The 24,656-nt window shown below is 66.8% G+C and carries 27 protein-coding genes; 19 read left to right on the forward strand and 8 right to left on the reverse strand.

Annotated features, from left to right (window positions below; genetic code table 11):
• Window positions 1-19: 19 nt before the first annotated feature.
• The 3 genes from WV31_RS20760 to WV31_RS20770 all read left to right on the forward strand — a co-directional run bounded on the left by WV31_RS20760 (window position 20) and on the right by WV31_RS20770 (window position 3,009).
• Window positions 20-1,159 (forward strand): hypothetical protein, encoded by a 1,140-nt coding sequence (locus WV31_RS20760; RefSeq protein ID WP_237051404.1) that lies wholly within the window; start codon window positions 20-22, stop codon window positions 1,157-1,159.
• Between the two features lie 200 nt (window positions 1,160-1,359).
• Window positions 1,360-2,586 (forward strand): hypothetical protein, encoded by a 1,227-nt coding sequence (locus WV31_RS20765; protein WP_085375306.1) that lies wholly within the window; start codon window positions 1,360-1,362, stop codon window positions 2,584-2,586.
• Between the two features lie 96 nt (window positions 2,587-2,682).
• Entirely contained in the window at window positions 2,683-3,009 is a 327-nt protein-coding gene (locus WV31_RS20770; protein WP_085375307.1) for a PilZ domain-containing protein, read from the forward strand.
• A gap of 7 nt (window positions 3,010-3,016) precedes the next feature.
• Here the strand turns inward: WV31_RS20770 and WV31_RS20775 are convergent, their stop codons facing one another.
• The 3 genes from WV31_RS20775 to WV31_RS20785 form a co-directional block, all read right to left on the reverse strand.
• Complete coding sequence (locus tag WV31_RS20775; RefSeq protein ID WP_085375308.1) at window positions 3,017-3,754, reverse strand: SDR family NAD(P)-dependent oxidoreductase; 738 nt, start codon at window positions 3,752-3,754, stop codon at window positions 3,017-3,019.
• The gene (sppA, locus tag WV31_RS22725; RefSeq protein ID WP_261340863.1) at window positions 3,751-5,493 is read right to left on the reverse strand and encodes a signal peptide peptidase SppA; all 1,743 of its coding nucleotides are present in this window, start codon (window positions 5,491-5,493) and stop codon (window positions 3,751-3,753) included. The genes WV31_RS20775 and sppA overlap by 4 nt, the downstream gene beginning before the upstream one ends.
• 104 nt (window positions 5,494-5,597) lie before the next feature.
• A complete protein-coding gene (locus WV31_RS20785) occupies window positions 5,598-5,933 on the reverse strand; it encodes a rhodanese-like domain-containing protein (protein ID WP_085375309.1) in 336 nt (111 codons plus the stop codon).
• Window positions 5,934-6,126: 193 nt separating this feature from the next.
• Here WV31_RS20785 and WV31_RS20790 point away from each other — a divergent pair, with 193 nt between their 5' ends.
• The 5 genes from WV31_RS20790 to aroC all read left to right on the forward strand — a co-directional run bounded on the left by WV31_RS20790 (window position 6,127) and on the right by aroC (window position 9,558).
• Window positions 6,127-6,594, forward strand: a complete 468-nt coding sequence (locus WV31_RS20790) for a hypothetical protein (RefSeq protein WP_085375733.1) — start codon at window positions 6,127-6,129, stop codon at window positions 6,592-6,594.
• A gap of 185 nt (window positions 6,595-6,779) precedes the next feature.
• On the forward strand, window positions 6,780-6,989 hold the full coding sequence (locus tag WV31_RS20795) for a cold-shock protein (RefSeq protein ID WP_008621996.1): 210 nt from the start codon (window positions 6,780-6,782) through the stop codon (window positions 6,987-6,989).
• A gap of 121 nt (window positions 6,990-7,110) precedes the next feature.
• Window positions 7,111-7,548: a CBS domain-containing protein gene (locus WV31_RS20800; protein WP_085375310.1), complete on the forward strand. Its 438-nt coding sequence runs from the start codon at window positions 7,111-7,113 to the stop codon at window positions 7,546-7,548.
• Between the two features lie 91 nt (window positions 7,549-7,639).
• Window positions 7,640-8,458 (forward strand): enoyl-ACP reductase FabI, encoded by an 819-nt coding sequence (gene fabI, locus WV31_RS20805; protein WP_085375311.1) that lies wholly within the window; start codon window positions 7,640-7,642, stop codon window positions 8,456-8,458.
• Window positions 8,459-8,466: 8 nt separating this feature from the next.
• Window positions 8,467-9,558, forward strand: a complete 1,092-nt coding sequence (gene aroC, locus WV31_RS20810) for a chorismate synthase (protein ID WP_085375312.1) — start codon at window positions 8,467-8,469, stop codon at window positions 9,556-9,558.
• Window positions 9,559-9,606: 48 nt separating this feature from the next.
• Here aroC and WV31_RS20815 read toward each other — a convergent pair whose 3' ends face one another.
• The 3 genes from WV31_RS20815 to WV31_RS20825 all read right to left on the reverse strand — a co-directional run bounded on the left by WV31_RS20815 (window position 9,607) and on the right by WV31_RS20825 (window position 10,804).
• The gene (locus WV31_RS20815) at window positions 9,607-10,041 is read right to left on the reverse strand and encodes a hypothetical protein (RefSeq protein ID WP_085375313.1); all 435 of its coding nucleotides are present in this window, start codon (window positions 10,039-10,041) and stop codon (window positions 9,607-9,609) included.
• 69 nt (window positions 10,042-10,110) lie between these two features.
• Entirely contained in the window at window positions 10,111-10,578 is a 468-nt protein-coding gene (ruvX, locus tag WV31_RS20820) for a Holliday junction resolvase RuvX (protein ID WP_085375735.1), read from the reverse strand.
• A 16-nt stretch (window positions 10,579-10,594) separates the two neighbouring features.
• Entirely contained in the window at window positions 10,595-10,804 is a 210-nt protein-coding gene (locus tag WV31_RS20825) for a hypothetical protein (protein WP_085375314.1), read from the reverse strand.
• Between the two features lie 96 nt (window positions 10,805-10,900).
• Here WV31_RS20825 and gatC point away from each other — a divergent pair, with 96 nt between their 5' ends.
• The 4 genes from gatC (at window position 10,901) to WV31_RS20845 (ending at window position 14,763) form a co-directional block, all read left to right on the forward strand.
• Window positions 10,901-11,188, forward strand: a complete 288-nt coding sequence (gene gatC / locus WV31_RS20830) for an Asp-tRNA(Asn)/Glu-tRNA(Gln) amidotransferase subunit GatC (protein ID WP_085375315.1) — start codon at window positions 10,901-10,903, stop codon at window positions 11,186-11,188.
• The gene (gene gatA / locus WV31_RS20835; RefSeq protein WP_085375316.1) at window positions 11,188-12,660 is read left to right on the forward strand and encodes an Asp-tRNA(Asn)/Glu-tRNA(Gln) amidotransferase subunit GatA; all 1,473 of its coding nucleotides are present in this window, start codon (window positions 11,188-11,190) and stop codon (window positions 12,658-12,660) included. Before gatC ends, gatA begins: the two co-directional genes overlap by 1 nt.
• Before the next feature lies 1 nt (window position 12,661).
• The gene (gatB, locus tag WV31_RS20840; protein WP_085375317.1) at window positions 12,662-14,119 is read left to right on the forward strand and encodes an Asp-tRNA(Asn)/Glu-tRNA(Gln) amidotransferase subunit GatB; all 1,458 of its coding nucleotides are present in this window, start codon (window positions 12,662-12,664) and stop codon (window positions 14,117-14,119) included.
• A 170-nt stretch (window positions 14,120-14,289) separates the two neighbouring features.
• The gene (locus WV31_RS20845; protein WP_085375318.1) at window positions 14,290-14,763 is read left to right on the forward strand and encodes a MarR family winged helix-turn-helix transcriptional regulator; all 474 of its coding nucleotides are present in this window, start codon (window positions 14,290-14,292) and stop codon (window positions 14,761-14,763) included.
• A 132-nt stretch (window positions 14,764-14,895) separates the two neighbouring features.
• Here WV31_RS20845 and WV31_RS20850 read toward each other — a convergent pair whose 3' ends face one another.
• On the reverse strand, window positions 14,896-16,530 hold the full coding sequence (locus WV31_RS20850) for a benzoate-CoA ligase family protein (RefSeq protein WP_085375319.1): 1,635 nt from the start codon (window positions 16,528-16,530) through the stop codon (window positions 14,896-14,898).
• 134 nt (window positions 16,531-16,664) lie between these two features.
• Window positions 16,665-18,917: a bifunctional salicylyl-CoA 5-hydroxylase/oxidoreductase gene (locus tag WV31_RS20855; protein ID WP_206072564.1), complete on the reverse strand. Its 2,253-nt coding sequence runs from the start codon at window positions 18,915-18,917 to the stop codon at window positions 16,665-16,667.
• Window positions 18,918-19,118: 201 nt separating this feature from the next.
• On the opposite strand from WV31_RS20855, the gene WV31_RS20860 reads away from it, so the two are divergent.
• From WV31_RS20860 to WV31_RS20890, 7 genes are all read left to right on the forward strand, one after another.
• Window positions 19,119-19,520 carry a RidA family protein gene (locus tag WV31_RS20860; RefSeq protein ID WP_085375320.1) on the forward strand — a complete coding sequence of 134 codons (402 nt, stop codon included), beginning with the start codon at window positions 19,119-19,121 and terminating at the stop codon, window positions 19,518-19,520.
• A gap of 102 nt (window positions 19,521-19,622) precedes the next feature.
• Window positions 19,623-19,916 carry a nucleotidyltransferase family protein gene (locus WV31_RS20865; protein ID WP_085375321.1) on the forward strand — a complete coding sequence of 98 codons (294 nt, stop codon included), beginning with the start codon at window positions 19,623-19,625 and terminating at the stop codon, window positions 19,914-19,916.
• Window positions 19,913-20,260, forward strand: a complete 348-nt coding sequence (locus WV31_RS20870) for a HepT-like ribonuclease domain-containing protein (RefSeq protein WP_085375322.1) — start codon at window positions 19,913-19,915, stop codon at window positions 20,258-20,260. The genes WV31_RS20865 and WV31_RS20870 overlap by 4 nt, the downstream gene beginning before the upstream one ends.
• Window positions 20,261-20,266: 6 nt before the next feature.
• A complete protein-coding gene (locus tag WV31_RS20875; protein WP_237051405.1) occupies window positions 20,267-21,517 on the forward strand; it encodes a class I SAM-dependent methyltransferase in 1,251 nt (416 codons plus the stop codon).
• A 116-nt stretch (window positions 21,518-21,633) separates the two neighbouring features.
• On the forward strand, window positions 21,634-22,842 hold the full coding sequence (locus WV31_RS20880; RefSeq protein WP_085375323.1) for a citrate transporter: 1,209 nt from the start codon (window positions 21,634-21,636) through the stop codon (window positions 22,840-22,842).
• Complete coding sequence (locus WV31_RS20885; RefSeq protein ID WP_085375324.1) at window positions 22,839-23,723, forward strand: ROK family protein; 885 nt, start codon at window positions 22,839-22,841, stop codon at window positions 23,721-23,723. Before WV31_RS20880 ends, WV31_RS20885 begins: the two co-directional genes overlap by 4 nt.
• A gap of 186 nt (window positions 23,724-23,909) precedes the next feature.
• Window positions 23,910-24,644 carry a cyclic nucleotide-binding domain-containing protein gene (locus WV31_RS20890; RefSeq protein WP_237051406.1) on the forward strand — a complete coding sequence of 245 codons (735 nt, stop codon included), beginning with the start codon at window positions 23,910-23,912 and terminating at the stop codon, window positions 24,642-24,644.
• Window positions 24,645-24,656 lie beyond the last annotated feature (12 nt).

Genomic DNA, 24,656 nt, shown 5'->3' on the forward strand with positions numbered 1-24,656 from the left:
TACGGGGATTTGAGGCGCGATGGGAGTTAAGGTTGACGCCATGACGGATACCGCGACAGCGGTCTTCAGAATCAACGGGACCCTTCAGGGGCCGGTTGTCGATATTCTCGGACAGTTCCTGCCGGAACTGAAAGCCCTGCCGCGTGAGCAGGCTTATGACCGGACTCTCGACGATCTGGACCTTCTGTCCCGCTGCTTCCAGATCTTCCGCAAGGAACGCCCCCGCTTCCGCTACGTGCTGGTGGACGAACGCCGCCGCCCGGTGAGCGAGGACAACGTCCCGCTTTCGTGTGGCCGCACCCTGGCCGAAGTCATCGCCATGGTGGTGCGCACTGCCGCCAAACGCTATTTCCGCCGCAAGCTGTCACCGTCCGCCGTCCGCGCCGAGGCCGAGGCCGCGGCGGAGGAAGCGCGCGCCCAAGCCGCCGCGCGCAGCCCGGCGGACGAGCTTTACGACGCCATCAAGGCCTATCTTCTGCACGAATGGCAGGTGCCGCTGGTTCCGGCCTATTCCGAGATGGACCCGGCCCTGGTCCGCAAGGTTGGCGCCAGGATTCTCGATTGCCGCGAAGCCGATACCCTGGCCCGCCTGATCGCCGACCCCGATGCGCCGATCCAGACCATGGCCGAGGGCGCTGCGCAGGGTCCGGCGACCACGCCGTCCACCTTCGCCGCCCCGTTCGTTTCGCCCTTCGCCCCGGTGGCCAAGGCCCCGCTGACGCCCGTCGCGCCGGTGGTGCATCCCCGCACCGCCAGCCTGGAAGACGTGCTGACCCCGGACATGCAGCGCCTGCGCGCCGAGGCCTTCACCGAAACCCTGCTGGACCCGGAAGTCCGCGCCGTACTGCCCAACGCCGACCAGATCGTGCGCATCGGCGACCTTCTGCGCGGGGTGGGCGGCCAGCCCGCCACCGCCCTGGTCGAAGGGCTGGGGCTGCGCAAGGACCAGCTGGCGGTCATGCTGATGGTGGCCCAGGACTGTATCGGCAGCACGGTGTTCGGCCGATTGTTCGGTCCGCGCGCCGACCCGGAACTGGTCACCCGCATCGTCGAACGGGCCAGGCTGCGCGGTATCGGCCCGACCACCGAGGTCATCGAGTGCGCCATCTTCATGCGCGGCGTCTTCGCCCGCTTCGGCCACCGCTCGCGTCGCGACTAGGCTCGGAAACGGCAATGGACCGGCCGCCCACGCGCCGGCCGGCCGCTACTTTGTGGCTTGGAGACGAGTTGGGCGTTTGGCCAATGCTCAGGCACTCTGGCCTTGATGTATCCGCTGCAATGGTCTGACATATCGTCACTTGGGAAATGGACCCGTTCGGCTTACCTTTCGGGGAGGTAAAGATTCGATCGGAAATCACCATGCCGCCCCTTCCGTCCGAGGCCCAGGCCCGGATCGTCCGCCAGATCAACCTGACCCTCGAAGGGCCGGTGGCGGATGTCATGGCGCAACTGGTGCCGGAATTGAAGAAGCTGCCGCGCCGCGGCGTGCTGCAATGCGTCCTCGACGACCCCGAATTGCTGGACCGCTGCTTCAAGGCCTTCCGCGCCAACACCGATCGGTTCCGCCAGTTGCTGGTGGACGAGCACGACGTGCCGGTGGAACAGGCCGATGCCCTGCTGGCTTGCGGCCGGTCCCTGGAGGACGTGGTCTCCATGGTGGTGCGGACCTGCGCCAAGCGGCATTTCCGCAAGCGCCTGGACGGCGATTCGCGCCCGTTGAAGGGCGCCAGCGACCGTCAGCCCGCCCCCAAGGGCCTGATGGGCAAGCTGATGCGGCTTCTGTCCCTGTCCGGCTCCGAAAAGGCATCCAAGCGCAGCCGGGGCGAAGTGCTCTACGACGCCATGCAGGAGCATCTGATCCATGACTGGCAGGTGGCCCTCGTCCCTGAATATTCAACCTTGTCGCCGGCCCTGGTGAAGCGCCTGGGCAAGCGGATTCTCGACTACAAGGTGCCCGAGGACATCCGGCGGCTGAAGGAGAACCCGGCCGAATTGCCGGTGCCCTCCACCTTGCCGGAAAACATCCCCGCCTTCCTGGTGCCGCCCGCCGCCCGCTCCGAGACGCCCAAGCCCGCCGACAAGCCCAGGGCGGCGGCGGCCATCTCTGGCGGCGATATTCCCGCCCAGGTCCACGAGGTCAAGGCCGGCGGGGCCGCCGCCCCGGCGCCCAGCGGCGACCGCCGGGCCCGCATCGCCGATATCCTGACCCCGGACGGCAAGCGCCTGCGCTCGGCCGCCTTCACCATGGTGCTGCTCGACCCCGCCGTGCGCGCCGAATTGCCCAACGCCGACCAGACGGTGCGCATCACCGGCCTGCTGGCCGAGGTGGGCGGCCTGTCCACCAAGATGCTGGTGGGGGAACTGGGCCTGCGCATGGACCAGTTGGCGGTGATGACCCTGATCATCTACGACCTGATGGGCGAGGAAATGTTCAAGCGCTCGTTCGGCATTCCCGGCAACCTGGAATACGTCGGCAAATTCGTCGAACGCGCCAAGGCCGCCGGCATCACCCAGGAGACCGGCTTGAGCGAAATCTCCGCCTTCACCCGCAAGACCTTCGCCAACGCGCCGCGCGCCGCCCAGTAACCCGCGTGCCGGTGATCTGTCGTTTACATGCGCCGCAAATGCCGTTTACCGGTTTCAGCTATATCCTTCGCATGTCCACGAACGGGAGCCGGCAGGGTGACGCAGATCAAGGAACGGCGGCAGCACGTCCGCAAATTGGGTGATGGCCTCGCCGTGCTGATCGACGGGAAGGTCTACCCCCTGACCGACATTTCCCTGTCCGGAGTCAGCTTCCAGGGAAGCGGCGTCCGGCCCGGCGACCGCATCCGGCTATCCCTGGCGGCGGTCCGTTCCCTTGACGACTGCGTCGAAGCCGTGGTCACCGTCAAGGTGGCCGAAGGCGGCATCGTTCGCGGGGAATTTTCCCCTACCGCCAAGCTGATGCGCTACATCGTCGCCCATCTGGGCGATGTCACCGGCGCCGAGCCCGCCTATTTCCGCTGAACGCCTCTCAGTACAGGTGCTGGCCGCCGGTAACGAAGACCTCGGTGCCGGTGACATAGTCGAAATCCGGCCCGCACAGCCGGAACACCGTTCCCGCCACGTCCTCAGGCGTCCCCATGCGCTCCAGCGGAATGCGCGGCACCAGCGCCTCGTATTCGGCGGAGATCATCTCGGTGCGAATCTCGCCCGGCGCCACCGCGTTGACCCGGACCCCCAGCTGCGCCATCTCGGCCGCCATCTCGCGGGTCAGGCCCGACAGCGCCGCCTTCGAGGTGGAATAGGCCGATCCCGCGAAGGGATGGACGTAATGCCCGGCGATGGAGGTGATGTTGACGATGGCGCCGCGGCCCCGGTGCAGCGCGCTGGCAAAGCCGCGGGCCAGTCTCAGCGGCGCGAAGAAGTTCAGCTCGAACACGTCCTTCCAGCCGTCGATGGGGCCGTTCAGCACGCCCAGGCGCTCCTTGTAGGGGGTCTTGGGACTGACGCCGGCATTGTTGACCAAGGCGTGCAGCGGCTCGGCCCCCAGCCAGGCATTGGCCTTGGCGACGAAATCCTGGGCGCTGGCCGGATCGGCCAGATCGGCGACGATGTGGCAGGCCCAGTTGCGGTCGATCATGCATTCCTTGGGCACGTCGGCCCGCGCGCAGGTGATGACCCGCCAGCCCTCGGCCAGGAAGCGCCGGGCGATGGCGTGGCCGATGCCCCGCGACGCGCCGGTGACGACGACGGTTCTGGTCTCGCTCATCGCGGCCCCCTCAGCTCGGGGGCGCGCAACTGGACACCCGGCGCCGGGCTCAGAACATCGAGCAAGGGCTGCAGGCGGGCCAGGATGCGCCGCTCGGCCACCCCGCCGCCGCCCAGGCTCTCGGCCAGGATCTCCCAGGGCTTGCGCGGGCGGGGGAACTCCACCAGGGTGACCGGGTCCTCGGCCTTGATCCCCGCCACCTGCCGCACTTGGGCCAGCGCCTCGGCCCAGCCGCCCAGACCGTCCACCAGTCCGGAATCCTTGGCGTCGGCCCCGGTCCAGATGCGCCCGCGCGCCAGCTTGTCCATCTTGGCCGCGTCCATGCGCCGCGCGTCGGCCGCCTTGCCGGTGAAATCGGCGTAGATATGGTCCAGCAGGGCGTCGATGCGGGCCTTAGCCTGGGGGCTGAAGGCCCGGTTGGCGCTCCAGATGCCGGCGTTGTCGCCCCGGTGCATCTCGTCCCAGCTGATGCCCAGCTTCTTCCAGAATTCCTCCAGCACCACCTTGCCGGTGAACACCCCGATGGAGCCGGTGATGGTTCCCGGCGCGGCGATGATGCGGTCGGCCCCCATGGCGACGAAATAGCCGCCCGAGGCGGCGTAATCGCCCATGGACACCACTACCGGCTTGCCCGCCGCCCGGGCGCGCGCCACCTCGTGGTGCACGGTGTCGGACGCGGTGTAGGAGCCGCCGGGGCTGTCGATCCTGAACAGGATGGCCTTGACCTTGTCGTCGTCCACGGCGTCGCAGAAGGCCTCGGCCACCGTCTTGGCGCCGAAATCGCCCTCGCCGTCCAGGCCGCGATGGCTTTCGCCGCGATGGATGGCGCCCACCCCGGAGATCAGGGCCACTCGGGCGCCCCCCGGGTGGTCCAGGCTGGCGGCGTACTCGGCCAGATCCATCTCCTCGGCCTTGTCCGGGCCGGTGCCCACAACGGTTTCCAGGGCCTGGTCGCGGTAGCCCACCCGGTCCACCAGACGGGCGGCCAGCGCCTCGGCGGCCAGGAACGGCCCCTGGCCCATGAGCTCGCGCACCCGGGCCTCGGGCAGGCCGCGCCCGGCGACGATGCCGGCGACGATCTGTTCCGACCACGAATCCAGCAGGCGGCCGAGATTCTCGCGGTGCGCCGGGGTGAAGCCGGTCTCGGTGAACATGTCGATGGCCGATTTGTATTCGTGGCGGCCCGAGAACTGCGCCTTGATGCCCAACAGGTCCAGGGTGCCCTTGATGAACGGGCTTTCCACCCACAAACCGGTCAGGCCCACGTCGCCGGAGGGCTGCAGCCACACCTGGGAAAAGGCGGTGGCCAGGTAGTAGTCCAGCGTGCCGGAACCGCCCTCGCCCATGGTCTCGGCGAACAGCACCGCCGGCTTGCCGCTGGCACGAAAGCGGGTCACCGCGTCGCGCAGGTCCTGGCGCCCCGCCAGCCCCAGGCTGGAATGGCCCAAGGTGGCGAACAGGCCGGTCACCCGCTTGTCGGCGGCGGCGCGGTCGATGGCCTCCACCGTGCGCCGTAGGCCGTAGGAACGCTCGCCCGCCAGCTCGGCCAGGGGGTTGCCCTCGGCGGTGTCGCGGAACCTGGCGTCGAGATCCAGGCCGAGAACCACCCGCTCGGGCACCTCGGCGCCATCGCCGCCGGCCATGTGGATGGCCGCCCAGCTGCCCAGGCCGATCAGCCCCAGGAAGACCAGACCGGACACGGCCAGGAAGGCGACCAGAATTCGACCGAGACGGCGCATGTTGATTTTCACTCCGATCGTTGCCCCCGGATTAAAAAGAAAAAGGGCGGCTACGTCCAGCAGCCGCCCTCAAGGTGGGGAAATGAAGAGAGGAAAGAAAAACCTCACGCGCCCGTCACGGTGGGCAGGCCGGCGTCGCGCCAGGCGTTGAGCCCACCCTTCAGGTGGACGGCCCAGCCCTGCCCCGAGGCGATCAGTTTGCGGGCCACCGCCGCCGAGCGCACGCCGCCCAGGCAGGAAATGATGATCTTGCGGCCGGGATAGCTGGGCCAGGTCTCCAGCTCGAAATCGCTCATGGGATAGAGCACCGAGCCCTCGATATGCTCCTCGGTGAATTCCTCGTCCTCGCGCACATCGACCAGCACCGCCTCGCCCGATTGCAGCAAGGCCTGGACCTGGGTGGGCTCCAATTCGATCAGACAGATTTCCGAAACGCTCATGACGGGGTCCTCACACGCTTAATTCCCATGCTTGAGACGGTGATACACCACTCAACCCGACAATTCAACACAAAATACAGTCGAAATGGCAAAATTATATTTTAAATAACACTATTATCGGTGTGTTTGCGTCGCAGCATTGACGCCCGCCGCCCGGCCCCGTAATGTCCAACGTTTCCCGGCAGACATGACCATGCGCACCGTAATCGCCCTTCTCGTCCTGATGCTCCTCCCCCTCTCCGCCCCGGCCCAGGATTTCGGCCGGCTGATGGCGCAGGTGGCGTTGCAGCCGCTGCCCGAAGGCGAAACGCCGGACATCGACCTGCTGCTGCGGACCCAGTGGAAGGCCTATTACAATGCCGGCGGCACCTACGGCTTCTTCCGCGATCAGGTACGCGCCGGCCGCATCGACCTCAACGAGGACGGCCAGGCGGAATTGTTCATCCTGATCGACTCCCCCGCCTGGGCCTCGCCCAAGGGCTTTCCGCTGCTGGTGGCGGGCTGGACGCCCAGGGGCTGGACCGCCATCGGCTGGAGCTTCGCCGATTCCGACAGCGTGTTCGTCACCTCGGAACGCATCGACGGCTGGGCCACCATCCTGACCCCCACCCAGGCGCTGCAGCGGGTGGGCAAGAGCTATCAGGCCATCGACCGGCGTTAATTTCCCCCTCCTGTCGCTTTCGCCTTGTTTTCCGTGCCGGGCAGGTCCATGCTGAGTCACGTCTTTCTACCTGCCGCAGATTCCCGACAGGGAATCCGGCGCCGCTTCAGGTGTCATCGCCGGTCGAACGATAGAACCCCCCGCATGAGAGCATGCGGGGTACTACTAGTTATTTGGAGGTTCCTATGCCGAACGGCACCGTTAAGTGGTTCAATGCTACCAAGGGCTATGGCTTCATTCAGCCCGAGGACGGCTCGGCCGACATCTTCGTCCACATCTCCGCCGTCGAGCGCGCCGGCATCGGCAACCTGAAGGAAGGCCAGAAGCTCTCCTTCGAGACCGAGCGCGATCCGCGCAAGGGCAAGAGCTCTGCGGTCAATCTCAAGGCCCTCTAAGCCTTTCGAGAGTGATTGGGAAGGGGCGCGGCCTTGGGGCCGCGCCCTTTTTCGTGCCGATTGCCCATCCCCGCCGGCGGGTTCATAGTGAGTGCATCCTGGGGAGAGCTGGGAGGCTCGCATGCCGGTTCGATTGATCAGGGACGTCATCCGCAACCAGACCGTCCTTACCATGCCCGCCGCCGCCACCGTGCGCGAGGCGGCCCGCCAGATGAAGGCCCGCCGGGTCGGCGCGGTGATGGTCACCGACCACCACGGCAAGCTGCAGGGCATCTTCACCGAGCGCGACTGCCTGTTCCGCGTCCTGGCCGAGGGGATCAATCCCGACACCACCACCCTGGCCCTGGTGATGACCGCCGATCCCACCACCATCACCGCCGACCGCAAGCTGGGCCACGCGCTGCACATGATGCACGACAACGGCTTCCGCCATATCCCGGTGGTGGACCACGGCATTCCGGTGGGCATGGTCTCCATCCGCGACGCCTTGGGCTCCGAACTCAGCAATTTCGAGCGCGAGGTCGTGAAGAAAAAGGAACTGGGCGAAATCCTGGGATAGCCTTTGCCGCCAAGCCTCTTTCGTGTATGTAGGGGTGCCGTGGCCCGGTATTCGCGCCACCAATCCGTTCTATCCACGAAACGAGGACCGCATGACCGCTCCCGCTCCCCTGATGGCCGGCAAGAAGGGCCTTGTCATGGGCGTCGCCAACGATCGCTCCATCGCCTGGGGCATCGCGCAGGCGGCCCGCGCCCAAGGCGCCGAACTGGCCTTCACCTATCAGGGCGAGGCGCTGGAAAAGCGGGTCCGCCCCCTGGCCCAAAGCGTCGGCTCGGACATCGTGCTGCCCTGCGACGTGTCGGATGAGGCCTCCATCGACGCCGTCTTCGCCGAGTTGGAGAAGCGCTGGGGCAAGCTGGACTTCGTGGTCCACGCCATCGGCTATTCCGACAAGAACGAGCTGCGCGGCCGCTATGCCGACACCAGCTTGCAGAACTTCCTCACCTCCATGCACATCTCGGTGTTCTCGTTCACCTCGGTGGCGCGCCGGGCTTCGGCCATGATGCCGGACGGCGGCTCGCTGCTGACGCTCACCTATTACGGCGCCGAGCGGGTGATGCCGCACTACAACGTCATGGGCGTGTGCAAGGCGGCGCTGGAGGCTTCCGTGCGCTACCTCTCCGTCGACCTGGGCGGCCAGGGCATCCGCGTCAACTCGCTGTCGGCCGGTCCCATCAAGACCCTGGCGGCGTCGGGCATCGGCGACTTCCGCTACATCCTGAAGTGGAACGAGTACAACAGCCCCTTGAAGCGCAACGTCACCCTGGAAGACATCGGCGGCGCCGGTCTCTACCTGCTGTCGCCCCTGTCGTCGGGCGTGTCGGGCGAGTGCCATCATGTGGATTGCGGCTATCACGTGGTCGGCATGAAGGCGGTGGACGCCCCCGACATCACCGTCGCCAAGGACTAGGCTCCACCATGTCGGGCAATGGCTTCGGACATCTGTTCCGCTTCACCACCTTCGGTGAAAGCCATGGCCCGGCCATCGGCTGCGTGGTCGACGGAGTGCCGTCCGGCATTCCGTTGGCCGAAGCCGACATCCAGCATTACCTGGATTTGCGGAAGCCCGGACAGAACCGCTTCACCACCCAGCGGCGCGAGCCCGACGCGGTAAAGATCCTGTCCGGCGTGTTCGAGGGCCGCACCACCGGCACCTCCATCGGCCTGCTGATCGAGAACACCGACCAGCGGTCCAAGGATTACGGCGAGATCAAGGACACCTTCCGTCCCGGCCACGCCGACTGGGTCTACCAGCAGAAATACGGCATCCGCGACTATCGCGGCGGCGGGCGCTCGTCGGCGCGCGAAACCGCCATGCGAGTCGCCGCCGGCGCCATCGCCCGCAAGGTGCTGGACGCCCTGGTGCCCGGTGGCATCTCCATCCGGGGCGCCATGGTGCGGATGGGCCCCCACGCCATCGACCGCGCCGCCTGGGACTGGGCGGAGGTGGGCAACAACCCGTTCTGGTGCCCTGACGCCATCGCCGCCAAGGCGTGGGAAGACTACCTGGATTCCATCCGCAAGGCCGGCTCCTCCATCGGCGGCGTGGTCGAGGTGGTGGCCGGGGGTGTGCCCGTTGGCCTGGGCGCGCCGGTCTACGACAAGTTGGACGCCGATCTGGCCAAGGCCATGATGAGCATCAACGCCGTCAAGGGCGTCGAGATCGGCGACGGATTCGACGCCGCTTCACTCACCGGCGAGGAGAACGCCGACGAGATGCGCATGGGCAATGACGGGCAGGTACGCTTTCTGTCCAACCATGCCGGCGGCATCCTGGGCGGTATCTCCACCGGCCAGGAGGTGGTGGTCCGCCTGGCCGTCAAGCCCACCTCGTCCATCCTGACGCCGAAGAAGAGCGTCGATGCCAAGGGCAACGAGGTGGAGGTCTCCACCAAGGGCCGCCACGACCCCTGTGTCGCCATCCGCGCCGTGCCGGTGGCGGAAGCCATGATGGCCTGCACGCTCGCCGACCATCTGCTGCGCTCGGCAGCCCAGCCCCGCCAAGTCTGAACGATACGGGGGCCTTGGCCCCCGATCCCCTACGGCTTTGCCGCCGCCTCAATCAGCGCAGACGGCCTTGTCGCCCTCGACCTTGCAGGCCCCCTTGGTGCGGTAGGTGAGGTCCAGCCCGTTGTCATAGGTGCAGACCACCCGGGTCATGGCGCCGATGCGGATGGCGCCCATGTGCTTGAACTTGGAGGCCTTGATGGTCTCGGGCGGCAGGGAGCAGTGCAGGTAGCCCTGGAACTCGCCGGCTTCCCACAAGGACACGTCCTTGATCTTCTTGTAGTGCTCGAGCGACAGGCAGGTGCCGTCTTCCTTGTCGTACATGCGCTGATTGTCGCTGCAATAGCCGGTGAAGCCCCATTTCAGTTCCTGCTCGGTGGAGCAGGTCCCCACCTGCTGGACCGTGGCAAGATCGGGACAGGTCACTTCGCCGGCCAAAGCGGGCAGCGCAACCAGCGACAGGACAAAGGCAAGACGACGGATCATGGTGGGTGGCTCTCCCCTGTGAACTGACGGCATCCTAGCCGCCTCCACACCGGCGCGACCTGACATTCGTCAAGCGAAGCCGGATCGATTGTCCAAAAGCCCCTGCAGGATATAGGCCGCCGCCATCTTGTCCACCACCTCGGCCCGGCGCTTCCGGGATGAATCCGCCTCCAGCAGGGTGCGGGTCACGGCGGAGGTGGACAGCCGCTCGTCCCAATAGGCGATTGGCAGGTCGCGAAGGCGGGCCAGATTGGCGGCGAACGAACGCACCGACTGGCATCGCGGCCCCTCGAAGCCGTCCATTTCCACCGGCAGGCCGAGCACCAGACCGCCCACATCCTGGCGGTCCACCACGGCCAGCAGCAGTTCGGCGTCCTTGGTGAACTTGGTGCGGCGGATGGTATCAAAGGGGGTGGCGATGGTGCGGCTGACATCGGAAAGCGCCAGCCCGATGGTCTTGGACCCCAAATCGAGCCCCAGCAGCCGCTGGTCACGGGCAAGGGACGACAGGAGTTCGGAGGGAGAGAGAATGGGCATGACCCGCACCATACGCTCAACAGCACTCGTCTTCCAGCCGCCGCAGAGCTTCCAGGCTGACCCCCTCGGGCAAATGGAAGATCAGGCACCAGCCGGGACCATCGGCGCCTTCCGCCGTGGTGCCCCGGTCAACCAGGGTGCCGAAGGGCAGCGTCATGGCCATGCCCGCCGGCTCACCCGGCCGGGCGCGGGCCGCATCCAGCAGCCACGGCAGTTTGGTCCGCACCGCCTCAGGGGAAAGATCAAGCCTGCACGGCTTGCACCTTATCCCCCCCGGTGCTAACGTCCGGCCACCCTGATTTACCGGAGTTTTCCGCAGCCCATGTCGCTCGACAAAGCCACCGTCCGCGCCATCGCCGAGTTGGCGCGCATCGAAGTCAAGGACGAGGAACTCGACCACCTCGCCGGCGAATTGTCCAACATCCTCACCTTCGTCGAGCAACTGGCGGAAGTGAACACCGACGGCGTCATGCCGATGACCTCGGTGGCCGACATCACGGCGCCCATGCGGGCCGACGTGGTCAATGACGGCGGCTACCCGGACAAGGTTCTGGCCAACGCGCCGGAAGCCGCCGAGGGCTTCTTCACCGTGCCGAAGGTGGTGGAATAATGACCAAGCTCACCGATCTGACCATGGCCGAGGCCCGCGACGGGCTGGCCAAGGGCGCATTCACCGCCGTGGAGCTGGTGTCCGAGCACATCAAGGCGACCGAGGCCAAGCGCGCCTTGAACGCCTTCATCGTCGAGACTCCCGATCTGGCGCTGGCCGAGGCCAAGGCCTCGGACGCACGTCGTCAGGCGGGCAAGGCCGGGGCCATGGACGGCCTGCCCATCGGCATCAAGGACCTGTTCTGCACCGAAGGCGTGCAGACCACGGCGGCCAGCCATATCCTGGAAGGCTTCAAGCCGCCTTACGAATCCACGGTCTCGGGCCGCTTGAAGGCGGCCGGCGCCGTCTCCTTGGGCAAGCTCAACCTCGACGAATTCGCCATGGGCTCGTCCAACCAGACCAGCTATTTCGGCGCGGTGGAGAACCCCTGGAAGAAGAAGTCCGACCCGAAGGCCAAGCTGGTTCCCGGCGGCTCATCGGGTGGTTCGGCGGCGGCGGTCGCGGCCCGCATGGTGCTGGGCGCGACGGGCACCGATACCGGCGGCTCCATCCGCCAGCCCGCCGCCTTCTGCGGCATCACCGGCATCAAGCCGACCTATGGCCGCTGCTCGCGCTTCGGCATCGTCGCCTTCGCCAGTTCGCTGGACCAGGCCGGCCCCATGGCCCGCACGGTCAGGGACTGCGCCATCATGCTGGGCGCCATGGCCGGGTATGACCCCAAGGATTCCACCTCCGTCAACATGGCGGTGCCGGATTTCGAGAAGGCCCTGACCGGCGACATCCGCGGCCTGAAGGTGGGCATTCCCAAGGAATACCGCCCCGACGGCCTGTCCGACGAAGTGGCCAAGGTCTGGGACCAGGGCATCGAGTGGCTGAAGGCTGCGGGTGCGACTCCGGTGGAGATCAGCCTGCCCCACACCAAGTACGCGCTGCCCACCTACTACATCATCGCCCCGGCCGAGTGCTCGTCCAATCTGGCCCGCTATGACGGGTTGCGCTATGGCCAGCGGGTGCCGGGCAAGACGCTGGACGACATGTACAAGAAGACCCGCGCCGCCGGTTTCGGCGCGGAAGTGCGCCGCCGCATCCTGATCGGCACCTATGTGTTGTCGGCGGGCTATTACGACGCCTATTACGCCAAGGCCCAGAAGGTGCGCCGCCTGATTGCCGAGGATTTCCGCAAGGCGTTCGAGACGGTGGACGTCATCTTGACCCCCACCGCGCCGTCCGCCGCCTTCGGCATGGGCGAGGGTTCGGACGATCCCGTCACCATGTGGCTGAACGACGTCTTCACCATCCCCACCAGCATGGCCGGCCTGCCCGGCCTGTCGCTTCCCGCCGGCCTGTCCCAGGACGGCCTGCCGCTGGGCCTGCAGCTGATCGGCCGTCCCTTCGACGAGGAGACGGTGTTCCGCGTGGCGGGCGTGATGGAAACGGCCGCGAACTTCACCGCGAAGCCGGAGGGTTGCTGATATGGCTTACATCATTCAGGGCGACACCGGCGATTGGGAGATCGTCATCGGTCTCGAGGTTCACGCCCAGGTCATCTCCAAGGCCAAGCTGTTTTCCGGCGCCGCCACCGAATTCGGCGCCGAGCCCAACACCCAGGTGAGCTTCGTCGATGCCGGCTTCCCCGGCATGCTGCCGGTGATCAACGGCACTTGCGTCGAGCAGGCGGTGCGCACCGGCTTAGGGCTCAAGGCCAAGATCAACCTGACATCCGTGTTCGCGCGCAAGAACTACTTCTACGCCGATTTGCCCCAGGGCTATCAGATCAGCCAGTACGACCAGCCCATCGTCGGCGAGGGCGAGCTGATCCTCGATCTCCCCGACGGCGGCACCCGCACGGTGGGCATCGAGCGCCTGCATCTCGAGCAGGACGCCGGCAAGTCCATCCACGACATGCACCCCTCAAAGTCGTTCATCGACCTCAACCGCTCGGGCGTGGCGCTGATGGAGATCGTCTCCAAGCCCGATCTGCGCAGCCCGGAAGAAGCCGGTCTGTATCTCACCAAGCTGCGCTCGATCCTCAGGTATCTCGGCACCTGCGACGGCAACATGCAGGAAGGCAGCATGCGCTGCGACGCCAACGTCTCGGTGCGCCCGGTGGGGTCCACCGAGCTGCGCACCCGCTGCGAGATCAAGAACGTCAACTCCATCCGCTTCGTCCAGCAGGCCATCGAGTACGAGGCGAGGCGACACATCGACGTCTACGAATCGGGCGGCGAGATCAGGCAGGAAACCCGCCTGTTCGATTCGGCCAAGGGCGAGACGCGCTCCATGCGCTCCAAGGAGCACGCCCACGACTACCGCTACTTCCCCGATCCCGACCTGCTGCCCCTGGTGATCGAGCAGTCCTTCGTCGACGGCATCAAGGCCGGCCTGCCGGAACTGCCCGACGAGAAGAAGGCCCGCTTCATGGCGGAATACGGCCTCAACTCCTATGACGCCGGCGTGCTGGTGGCGGAGAAGGCCTCGGCCGAGTTCTTCGAGACGGTGGCCAAGGGCCGCGATTCCAAGATGGCCTGCAACTGGGTGATGGGCGACTTCTTCGCCAGCCTCAACGCCACGGGCAAGACCATCGAGGACCCGCCGGTGACGGCGGCCAATCTGGGGGCGCTCATCGACCTGATCAAGGACGGCACCCTGTCGGGCCGCCTGGCCAAGGACGTCTTCGCCCTGATGGTGGAAACCGGCAAGCCCCCGGCGGTGATCGTCGAGGAAAAGGGCCTTCGCCAAGTCACCGACACCGGCGCCATCGAGGCGGCGGTGGACGCGGTGATCAGCGCCAACGCCGACAAGGTCGCCCAGGTCAAGGACGGCAAGACCGCCCTGCTCGGCTGGTTCACCGGCCAGGTGATGAAGGCGACCCAGGGCAAGGCCAACCCGGCCATGGTCAACGAGATGCTGTCCAAGAAGATCCTGGGCTAGCTCCGTCACTCTCCCGGTGGTCCGCCAAGGGCCGCCGGGAGAGCAGTTCATATCTGAAACACAGCAGGTCTCCCGCCGCTCGCCACCGCTGGCAGGGTTGCGAAAATCGGCCTTGATCGGCCGGGTGACGAGCTTTATGTCTCAATCACCATCAGGGGATGCCTGCACCCATGGACGAAACCGCCACCAGCGAGACCGGCGCCGCCGACGACCAGCTCCTGCCCTTGCGGGTCTGGCTGGCCCTGTTCGGCTCGGTCAAGCAGATCGAGGCGGTGGTGCGCACCAACTTGCGGGAATCCTTCGGCTCGACCCTGCCGCGCTTCGATCTTCTGTCCCAGCTCTACCGCTCGCCGGGCGGGCTGACCATGGGGGAGATCTCGGCCCGGCTGATGGTGACCAACGGCAACGTCACCGGCCTGATCGCCCGGCTGGTGGAGGAAGGGCTGGTGGACCGCCTGCAGGATTCCGACGATCGCCGCGTCCAGTGGGTGCGCCTGACGCCCAAGGGCGACAAGCTGTTCTCCAGCATGGCGCCCGCCAACCAGGCCTGGGTGACCGAGGCCATGTCGGCCATGAGCGACGACGAGTTGCGTCAGTTGCACGCCCTGCTCACCAAGCTGAAGGCCTCGGCGGTTAGAACGTAGGGTACTGGGCTGCCGCCCAGACCCGCCTGGGGCGATGCCCCAGCCCCCCTTTCATTTTATCAATAGAATCAGGGGAGGTTTGGAGGCGAAAGCCTCCAACCAGGGACCGGGGCGGGAGCCCCGCGATAGGCTTCACAGATCCCGAAGCGCGAAACGCTGCAGCTTGCCCGTCGGAGTGCGCGGCAGGGAATGGACGAACTTCACCCGCCGGGGATACTTGTAGGGCGCGATCCGGTTCTTGACGAAGGACTGCAGGTCCTGAATCAGCGCCTCGCCGCCGTCGGAAGGGTCCTTCAGCACCACGAAGGCCGAGACCACCTGGCCGCGCTCTTCGTCGGCGAGGCCGACCACGGCGCATTCCAGCACCTTGGGATGCTCCATCAGCACGCCTTCCACCTCGGGCCCCGAGATGTTGTAGCCGGCCGACACGATCATGTCGTCGGAGCGGGCCTGGTACCAGAAATAGCCGTCCTCATCCATGGTGTAGACGTCGCCGGTCAGGTTCCAGCCGTCGTCCACGTATTTGCGCTGGCGCTCGGGATCATTCAGGTAGCGGCATCCCGTGGGGCCGCGCACCGCCAGGCGGCCCGGCGTGCCGGGCGGCACCGGCTGGCCCGCCGCGTCGACGATGCGCGCCTCGTAGCCGAAGATGGCCCGGCCGGTGGAACCCGGCCGGATATCGTCGCCCGCCGCCGAGATGAAGATGTGCAGCAATTCGGTGCTGCCGATGCCGTCGATGATGCGGATGCCCGTCATCCGATGCCAGAGGTTGGAGGTGGCCAGCGGCAGATGCTCGCCCGCCGACACGCACATCCGCAGCGACGTGAGGTCCCAATCGAGCGCCAGGGCGGCCATGGCGCGATAGGCGGTGGGCGCGGTGTAAAGCCCGGTCACCCGGTAGTCCTGGATGGTCTTCAGCATGGTCTCGGGCGTGAAGCTTTCCACCAGCACCACCGAGGCGCCCACCCGCAAGGGAAACAGGGCCAGCGCCCCCAGCCCGAAGGTGAAGGCCAGCGGCGGCGAGCCGCAGAAGCGGTCGTCCTCTCTCACCCCGGCCACATGGCGGGGGAAGCAGTCGCACACCGCCAGCAGGTCGCGATGCACATGCATGGTGGCCTTGGCCGGGCCGGTGGTGCCCGAGGTGAAGGCGATCAGCGCCACGTCGAGAGCCGAGGTCGCCACGTCGGCATGGCTTGACGGCGCCTCCGCCATGGCCCGGTCCAGGCTCTCGCTCTCCTCGCCCAGCGCGCTGAAATGCATCAGGTGGACGAGACCGGGAGTTTCGGCCCGCGCCGCCTCCAGCTCCTCGGCGAAGCGGATGTCGCACAGGGCATGGCTGACCTGGGCCTTGGCGGCGATATAGGCCAGCTCGCGGCCGCGCAGCAAGGGCATGGTGGCGACGCAGACGCCGCCCGCCTTGACCACCGCGAACCAGGCGGCCAGAAGCATGGGCGTGTTGGGGCCGCGCAGCAGCACCCGGTTGCCGGGAACCAGCCCCATGCGCCGGGTCAGGACGTTGGCGATACGGTTGGCCCTGTCCAGAAGGTCGGCATAGCTCCACACCCGGTCGCGGTAGAGAACCGCCGTCCGCTCGCCCCGCCCCGCCGTCACCGTCTCGTCCAGCAAGACCGTGCCGATGTTGAGGTCGTCGGGATAATCGCAAAGGGGCGGCAGCGCCGGGTCCATGACCGGCCACAGCTCGCGGGGCGGCAACCCGTCACGGGCAAAGCTGTCCAGATGGGCCGAACGGCCAAGGGATTCCGCCATCTCCACGCCCTCCTCTTTACGCCTAAACCACAGAGGAACTCCGAGCCCCGCCCAGGATAATCTCAAGGTGGGCACTCACCCGGACGAATTCCATGATCACCGCCGAACCCGGTTTATTTCAAGCATGAAATTTATCAACCCGACCGGGGCACGAAGCCGTCGATGGAGGCGTATTGCTTCGGCCAGGGCATGGCGTAGCCCTGCTCGGCCGCCGCGTGGCGGGTCCAGTAGGGGTCGTAGAGATGGGTGCGGGCCAGCACGCACAGATCGGCACGGCCGGCGGCCAGGATGGTGTTGACGTCGGCGTGGGACTGGACGTTGCCCACCGTCATGGTGGGAATGCCGGCTTCCAGCCGGATGCGGTCGGCGAAGGGGGTCTGGAACAGGCGGCCATAGACCGGCTGCTGCTCGGCCACCACTTGGCCCGCCGAGACGTCGATGATGTCGCAACCCAAATCCTTGAGGCGGCGCGCCACCTCCACCCCGTCTTGCGGGGTGAAGCCGCCATCGGCCCAATCGGTGGCCGAGATGCGCACCGAGATGGGCTTGTCCGCCGGCCAGACGGCGCGCACGGCCGTAAACACCTCCAGCGGGAAGCGCATGCGGTTCTCCAACGAGCCGCCGTATTCGTCGGTGCGGCGGTTGGTCAGCGGCGACAGGAAGGTGGACAGCAGATAGCCGTGGGCGAAATGGACCTCGACCATGTCGAAGCCCGCCTCGTCGGCCAGGCGGGCGGCACGAACGAAATCGGCCACCACCTTGTCCATGTCGGCGCGGTCCATGGCCCGGGGCGTCTGGTTGATCCGGCGATAGGGGATGGGCGACGGCCCCATTACCGGCCAGTTGCCCTCCTCCAGGGGCTGGTCGATGCCCTCCCAGATCAGCTTGGTCGAGCCCTTGCGCCCGGCATGGCCCAGCTGCACGGCGATCCTGGCCTGGGTATTGGCGTGGACGAAGTCGCACACCCGCTTCCAGGCCGCCACGTGCTCAGGTCTGTAAAGACCGGCACAGCCGGGCGTGATGCGGCCTTCCGGGCTGACATCGGTCATCTCGGCGATCACCAGACCGGCTCCCCCCATGGCGCGGCTGCCCAGATGGACCAGATGGAAGTCGCCGATGGTGCCGTCCTCGGCGGAATACATGCACATGGGCGACACCACCACCCGGTTGGCCAGCGTCATGCCCCGCAGCCTGAACGGCGTGAACATGGGCGGCGTGGGACGGTCGGGCGGCACCGTGCCCGCTTGCTCCGCCGCCTGGGCGGCGAACCAGCGTTCGATACCGTCCACGTATTGGGGATCACGCAGCCGCAGGTTGTCATAGGTGATGCGCAGCGACCGGGTCAGCATGGAGAAGTTGAACTGGATAGGGTCAAGCCGGCCGTGATAGCGCTCGGTCTGCTCGAACCATTCCATGCTGGTCTGCGAGGCGCGCTGCAGGCTTTCCACCACCGGGCGGCGATCGGCCTCGAACGCCTCCAGCGCCGCGTCGACGGTGGGATTGGCGGCCAGGGCGGCGGCCAGCGCGATGCCGTCCTCCATGGCCAGCTTGGTGCCGGACCCGATGGAGAAATGGGCGGTATGCAGCGCATCGCCCATCAGCACCACATTGCCGTGATGCCAGCGCCGGTTCCGCACCCGGGGAAAGCTGCGCCAGATGGAGTTGTTGGAGATCAGGGGGTGGCCCTGCAGTTCTTCGGCGTAAAGGCGCTGGCAATAGGCCACGCTTTGCGCTTCGTCCGCCCGGTCCAGCCCGGCTTTGCGCCAGGTATCCTCGGTGCATTCGATGATGAAGGTCGATCGCCCGTTCTCGAACTGATAGCAGTGGGAGCGAAACAGCCCGTGCTCGTTCTCGCGGAAGAAGAAGGTGAAGGCCCCGAACGGCCGGGTGGTGCCCAGCCAGATGAACTTGTTGGGCCGCAGGTCGATGTCGGGGCCGAAATGCTCCTTGTGGCGGTCGCGCACGATGCTGTTGATGCCGTCGCCGGCCACCACCAGGTCCCAGTCGCGGTAGGCGTCTATGTCGCTGACATTGGCATCGTGGACCACCTCGACGCCCAGTTCCAGGGCCCGCGCCTCGAGAATCCGCAAAAGCCGAAGGCGCGACAGACCGGCGAAGCCGTGGCCGCGCGACACCAGGACATGCCCCCGGTAATGGGTCTCGATGTCGTCCCAATGGGCGAAGGCCTCGGTGATCTGGCGGTATGTCTGTGGATCGGCCTCGGCGAAATTGGCCATGGTGGCGTCGGAGAACACCACCCCGAAGCCCCAGGTGACGTCGGCGGGATTGCGCTCCAGCACCCGGATGGTCGCCGTGGGGCGCTGCTTCTTCATCAGGATGGAGAAATACAGGGACGCCGGACCACCGCCGATACAGGCTATCTTCATGGCAAACTCCCCGGACAACCAAGTTAGTTTACTCATAAAATATTAGCCGGGCGTTAGTTTGTAGTCAATCCAAATCACACCTGCTCAGGCCATCGCCCCGGCCAAAGCCCGTCCGCACCGGAGAAGCGCCTCCCTGCGGGTTGCATCCAGCAATATATTATGCCTAAACTAATTCCGACCATGCGGAGCACAGGAGGAACCATGCACAAGAACATCCTTCCCGAAGGCTGGGCGCCGGCCATCGGCTACGCCAACGGCATCCTGGCCGAGCCGGGCCGCACCCTGTATCTGGCCGGACAGGTGGGCTGGAACGCCCAGCAGGTCTTCGAGAGCGAGCGACTGATCCCTCAGTTCGAACAGGCCCTGAAGAACATCCTGGCCGTGCTGGAAACCGCCGGCGGCCGGGCCGAGCACATCGTGCGCATCACCGCCTTTTGCATCGCCCGCGACGAATACCTGGCATCGCGGCGCGAGCTGGGCCGCATCTGGCGCGAGCTGATCGGCAACCACTACCCGGCCATGAGCATGATCTTCGTGGCCGACCTGCTGGACCACCCGGCCAAGATCGAGCTGGAAGCCACCGCCGTCATCCCCGGCGCCTGACCATCGGCAAGTCCCCCGGACGCGGGCGCGTCGGGGGCACGCCCGCTGGCATGGCCGCCCCAGGCAGGGTATAGTGGGGACCGGACCAGCAGGAACAGCGCCATGCGCCGGCTCGACGACATCCTGGAGCAACTCCGCGCCATGCAGGCGGATTTGTACCGCCGCTACCCGATCCGCTCCATCGGGGTCTTCGGCTCGTACGTGCGCGGCGAACAGAGGGATGACAGCGATCTCGACGTGTTGGTCGAGTTCGGGGATACCGCCGGGCTGTTCGAATACGCCGGCCTGCAGCTCGAACTCAGCGACGCGCTCGGGATGCCGGTGGACGTGGTGAACAGGGCGGCCCTCAAGCCCCGCATCGGCCAAAGCATCCTGGCCGAGGTGCGAATGCTGTGACCCGCGACTTCGTGGATTATCTCGCCGACATGCTGGCCTATGCCGAAAAGGCCCGGAACTTCGTCGGGACCATGACGCCCGGCGAGTTGTCGGCGGACGAGAGAACCTACCTGGCCACCGTCCGCGCCATCGAGATCGTGGGGGAAGCCGCACGTCATGTTCCGGCGGAATTCCGGGATCGCTTTCCCGCCATTCCCTGGCGGCAAATAATCGCCATGCGCAACATCCTCGCCCACAATTACGAAGGCGCGGATCCCAAGATCATCCATCGCACCGCCACGGCCAATCTGTCGGAGCTGATCGCCCTGTTGCCCGAAGCCATTGCCGCGGCCAAGGATGAGTAGCCCCAGGTGAGCCGCGACATCTTCAATCAGGCCGCCGGGCTGATCAAGGCCGGACGCTTCGACGGGGCGCTGAAGCTGCTGGCGCCGCTGCCCGAGGGCATGGCGGGCCTCGACGCCCTGCTGGGCGCCGCCCGCCTGGGCCGCAAGGAATCGCGGGCGGCGATCCTCCACCTGACCCGCGCCCTGGCGGAAATACCCGGTGACGCGCGGCTGACGCTGCTGCTAGGCAAGGCCCATTTGCTGGCCAACGATCCCGCCGCCGCCATCGCCCGGTTCGAGTCCCTGCCCCTTAGCCCCGACAGGGACGAGGCGCTGGCCGGCGCCTATCGCCGCGATGCCCGCTTTGATGACTGCCTGAGGCTGGTGGAGGCCGCCGACGCCCCCACCGACCAGATGCTGTACGAGCGCGCCATGAGCCTGAACGGCCTGGGACGGGCCGAAGCCGCGCTGGAGGCCTGGGACCGCCTGATCGCCCGCGCTCCCGATCTGGCGGCCGCGTGGTATGGCAGCCACGGGCCGGCGCTGGACCTGCGGGGCTGGGACGAGGCCGAGCGGCGGCTGATACGGGCCGCCGCCTGCCCCAAGGCCAACGGCCGCTACGAGGCATTGGGCGCCGCCTATGACGCACTGGCCGGGACCAAGCCGCGGCTGTTCGGCCCCAAGCATGCCCATGTGGTGGACTCGGCCGCCGCCCTTTTCCCCCATCTGGCCCCGGGCTGGCGGCTGTTCGGCATGAGCGCCGCCCTGCTGGCCTGGGCGCTGGATCAGGCGCGAAAGCCCGGACTGGTGCTGGAATTCGGCGTGCGAAGGGGGGCGTCGCTGGCGGTGCTGGCCCAGCATGCCGGCCAGGAGGTCCACGGCTTCGATTCCTTCGAAGGCCTGCCCGAGGGCTGGGGCGCTACCCGGGCCGGGGTGCTGACCACCGGCGGCGCCCTGCCCAATGTCGGCGACAACGCCCGACTGCATCCCGGCTGGTTCGAAGACACCCTGCCCGCCTTCCTGGCCGACCATCCCGGCCCGGTCCGCTTCGCCAATATCGACAGCGACATCTATTCCTCGGCCCGCACCGTGCTGAATGCCCTTTCCGGCCGCATCGAAGCGGGCAGCGTGCTGGTCTTCGACGAGTTCATCGGCAACCGCACCTGGAAGGAGGACGAATACCGCGCCTTCACCGAATTCGCCGCCGCCCATGACGTCGCCTGGCGAGTGATCGCCGTCAATCCCGCCTGCAAGCAGGCGGCCATCCTGATCGGCTGACCTTCTTTCGGATTTCCGAATTCCAGCGCGCTCGCCCTCGCCTTTGGGGCGAGGTGAGGCTATCGTCGGAACAGATCGGGGCGAACCCCGGCGCAGCCAACAGGGACGGTGACGTGATGACGCTTTTCGGCATTCCCCTCGAATTCGTGCTGTTCGCGGCGACCCTGCTGGGGGTGGCGCTGCTGCACAACCACACCCTGTATGTGGGCCTCGCCGGGCTGGGGACCATCTCGCTCTACAAGATCGCCGTCACCGGCTTCAAGACCGGGCCGGGAGTGGCGGGGTTCATGGCCCATCTCGGCCATGAATGGGTGACCGTCGCCAACCTGTTCTGCCTGCTGATGGGCTTCGCCCTGCTGGCGCGCCATTTCGAGAAGAGCCACGTCCCCGTGGTGTTGCCCAAATACCTGCCCGACGACTGGAAGGGCGGCTTCGTCATGCTGGTGATGGTGTTCGTCATCTCCAGCTTCCTCGACAACATCGCCGCCGCCCTGATCGGCGGGGCCATGGCCCACCAGCTGTTCCGCGCCAGGGTGCATGTGGGCTTCCTGGCCGCCATCGTCGCCGCCTCCAATGCCGGCGGCTCGGGCTCGGTGGTGGGGGACACCACCACCACCATGCTGTGGATCTCCGGCGTCCATCCGGGACAGGTGTTCGAGGCCTATGTGGCGGCGGGCGTCTCGCTGCTGATCGTCGGCGTGATCGGCGCCAAGCAGCAGCACGCCTACTCCCCCATCCTCAAGGCCAGCCACGCCCACACCCATGTGGACTGGGGCCGGGTGGGCATCGTGGCGGTGATGCTGGGCGCCGCCATCATGGCCAATGTGGCCGTCAACCTGTCGGCGCCGCAGATGGCCGACCAGTTCCCCTTCATCGGCGCCGCCGTGTGGATCGCCGTGGTGGCGACCATGAGCGTGCGCCGCCCCGACTGGGAAATCATGCCCGAGACCGCCAAGGGCTCCATATTCCTGCTGTCGCTGGTGCTGTGCGCCTCCATGATGCCGGTGGAGCAGCTGCCCCCCGCCTCGGCCTTCACGGCGCTGCAATTGGGCTTCGTCTCGGCGGTGTTCGACAACATTCCGCTGACCGCGCTGGCCATCAAGCAGGGCGGCTACGACTGGGGCTACCTGGCCTATGCCGTGGGCTTCGGCGGCTCGATGATCTGGTTCGGCTCGTCGGCGGGCGTGGCGCTGTCCAACATGTACCCGGAAGCCAAGTCGGTGGCGCAGTGGCTGAAGCAAGGCTGGCACGTGACGCTGGCCTATGTGGTCGGCTTCGCGGTGATGGCGGCCCTGGTGCCCTGGCGTCCCGATGGTCTGCCGTGAGCGTTCGCATCGGCATCGATCTCGGCGGCACCAAGACCGAAGCCATCGCCCTTGACCGCGACGGGCGGGAATTGGCGCGCCAAAGGGTGCCGACGCCCAAGGGCAGCTACGACGGCACCGTCGCCACCATCAAGGCGCTGGTCGAGGGCCTGGATGCCCGCCTGGGGGCGCGCGGCAACGTCGGCATCGGCATTCCCGGCACCATCAGCCCGCTGACCGGCCTGGTCAAGAACGCCAATTCCACCTGGCTGATTGGCAAGCCGCTGGACCGCGATCTGGAAGCCGCCCTGGGCCGCCCGGTGCGGCTGGCCAACGATGCCGATTGCTTCGCTTTGTCCGAGGCCTCGGACGGAGCGGGCGCCGGCTTCGCCACGGTGTTCGGCGTCATCCTGGGCACGGGGGTGGGCGGCGGCATCGTCGTTCACGGCCGCCTGCTGACCGGCCCCAATTCCATCGCCGGGGAATGGGGCCACAATCCCCTGCCCTGGCCCCGGGACGACGAGCGTCCCGGTCCCGCCTGCTATTGCGGCCGCGCCGGCTGCATCGAGACCTTCCTGTCGGGCCCCGGCCTGGCCCGCGACCATGGCGAAGGCCTGACCGCCGAACAGGTGGCCGCGTCGGACAGCCCCTCCGCCCGGGCGGCGCTGGAGCGCTACGAGCACCGCCTGGCCCGTGCCCTGGCCGCCGTGATCAATGTCATGGATCCGCACGTCATCGTGCTGGGCGGCGGCCTGTCCAAACTGGAGCGCCTGTACCGCAATGTGCCCGCCCTGTGGCCGCAATTCGTCTTCTCGGACCATGTGGACACCGTGTTGCGCCCGCCGGTACATGGCGATTCTTCTGGCGTCCGCGGCGCCGCCTGGCTATGGCCGCCCCAGTAGAACACCTGAGAAAATCGCACCGCCCGCAGTGCAGCATGCGAGTTTGTCTAGATCCAACAAAACGCTTCTCTTACACTAAAGCGTTACAACCAGATTGTTTTTTCCGCCAATTGACCGACGTCAAGTGTCAGACCTCTGTTATTTCGCATTCTGATGAGCGATTAGTCGAAATTCGTCGGAATGCACATGAACGCGCAGCAACGGGACAACGTTACCTCTGATGGGCACAAATTGCGGCCGGAGGATCTGGCGGCAGTGGCCCGCCTGCCGCTGTTCTGCGACCTGAGCCCGGCCGTCCTGGCCGAGATCACCGTCGAGGCGTCCGTCACAAAATACGCCCGCAACGACATCATCTTCCGCCAGGGCGACGCCCCCGACGCCCTGCGCGTGGTGCTGGACGGGCAGGTGGGGCTGACCGGCACCATCGCCGACGGCGGCGAGACCATGGTGGAAATCCTCAAGGCCGGCGAGATGTTCATCCCGGCGGCGGTGCTGACCGAAAAGCCGTTCCTGATGAGCGCCGTGACGCTGACCCCGGCGCGCATCCTGTCGCTGCCGGGCGAGCGCTTCCGCCGCGATGTGCGCGAAAGGCCGGATCTGGCCTATGTCATGGTGACGTCGCTGTCGCGGCACTTCCGCACCCTGGTGCGCGAGGTCAAGGATCTGAAGCTGAAATCGGCGGCCCAGCGTCTGGCGCTGTACCTGATCGGCCTGACCGCCAAGCGCGAGGGCTCGACCATCGTGCGGCTGCCCCACTCGAAAAGCGTCATCGCCGCCCGGGTCGGCGTGCGGCCCGAAACCCTGTCGCGCGCCTTCGCCCATCTCAAGGGCCACGGCGTGGTGGTGGACGGCAACGCGGTGTCCATCGCCGACATTCCCGCCCTGCGCGCCTATTGCCACGAAGGCGAGGAAGTCATCTGAGCCTTGCCCTCG

The organism is Magnetospirillum sp. ME-1, from assembly GCF_002105535.1.
In the GTDB taxonomy this organism is placed as follows: Bacteria; Pseudomonadota; Alphaproteobacteria; order Rhodospirillales; family Magnetospirillaceae; genus Phaeospirillum.

Bases quoted from the DNA above. Each gene is read 5' to 3' on its own strand.
- WV31_RS20760 (WP_237051404.1), top strand. From the start codon at position 20: ATGGGAGTTAAGGTTGACGCCATGACGGATACCGCGACAGCGGTCTTC.
- WV31_RS20765 (WP_085375306.1), top strand. From the start codon at position 1,360: ATGCCGCCCCTTCCGTCCGAGGCCCAGGCCCGGATCGTCCGCCAGATC.
- WV31_RS20775 (WP_085375308.1), bottom strand. From the start codon at position 3,754: ATGAGCGAGACCAGAACCGTCGTCGTCACCGGCGCGTCGCGGGGCATC.
- sppA (WP_261340863.1), bottom strand. From the start codon at position 5,493: ATGCGCCGTCTCGGTCGAATTCTGGTCGCCTTCCTGGCCGTGTCCGGT.
- WV31_RS20785 (WP_085375309.1), bottom strand. From the start codon at position 5,933: ATGAGCGTTTCGGAAATCTGTCTGATCGAATTGGAGCCCACCCAGGTC.
- WV31_RS20790 (WP_085375733.1), top strand. From the start codon at position 6,127: ATGCGCACCGTAATCGCCCTTCTCGTCCTGATGCTCCTCCCCCTCTCC.
- WV31_RS20795 (WP_008621996.1), top strand. From the start codon at position 6,780: ATGCCGAACGGCACCGTTAAGTGGTTCAATGCTACCAAGGGCTATGGC.
- WV31_RS20800 (WP_085375310.1), top strand. From the start codon at position 7,111: ATGCCGGTTCGATTGATCAGGGACGTCATCCGCAACCAGACCGTCCTT.
- fabI (WP_085375311.1), top strand. From the start codon at position 7,640: ATGACCGCTCCCGCTCCCCTGATGGCCGGCAAGAAGGGCCTTGTCATG.
- aroC (WP_085375312.1), top strand. From the start codon at position 8,467: ATGTCGGGCAATGGCTTCGGACATCTGTTCCGCTTCACCACCTTCGGT.
- WV31_RS20815 (WP_085375313.1), bottom strand. From the start codon at position 10,041: ATGATCCGTCGTCTTGCCTTTGTCCTGTCGCTGGTTGCGCTGCCCGCT.
- ruvX (WP_085375735.1), bottom strand. From the start codon at position 10,578: ATGCCCATTCTCTCTCCCTCCGAACTCCTGTCGTCCCTTGCCCGTGAC.
- gatC (WP_085375315.1), top strand. From the start codon at position 10,901: ATGTCGCTCGACAAAGCCACCGTCCGCGCCATCGCCGAGTTGGCGCGC.
- gatA (WP_085375316.1), top strand. From the start codon at position 11,188: ATGACCAAGCTCACCGATCTGACCATGGCCGAGGCCCGCGACGGGCTG.
- gatB (WP_085375317.1), top strand. From the start codon at position 12,662: ATGGCTTACATCATTCAGGGCGACACCGGCGATTGGGAGATCGTCATC.
- WV31_RS20845 (WP_085375318.1), top strand. From the start codon at position 14,290: ATGGACGAAACCGCCACCAGCGAGACCGGCGCCGCCGACGACCAGCTC.
- WV31_RS20850 (WP_085375319.1), bottom strand. From the start codon at position 16,530: ATGGCGGAATCCCTTGGCCGTTCGGCCCATCTGGACAGCTTTGCCCGT.
- WV31_RS20855 (WP_206072564.1), bottom strand. From the start codon at position 18,917: ATGAAGATAGCCTGTATCGGCGGTGGTCCGGCGTCCCTGTATTTCTCC.
- WV31_RS20860 (WP_085375320.1), top strand. From the start codon at position 19,119: ATGCACAAGAACATCCTTCCCGAAGGCTGGGCGCCGGCCATCGGCTAC.
- WV31_RS20865 (WP_085375321.1), top strand. From the start codon at position 19,623: ATGCGCCGGCTCGACGACATCCTGGAGCAACTCCGCGCCATGCAGGCG.
- WV31_RS20880 (WP_085375323.1), top strand. From the start codon at position 21,634: ATGACGCTTTTCGGCATTCCCCTCGAATTCGTGCTGTTCGCGGCGACC.
- WV31_RS20890 (WP_237051406.1), top strand. From the start codon at position 23,910: ATGAACGCGCAGCAACGGGACAACGTTACCTCTGATGGGCACAAATTG.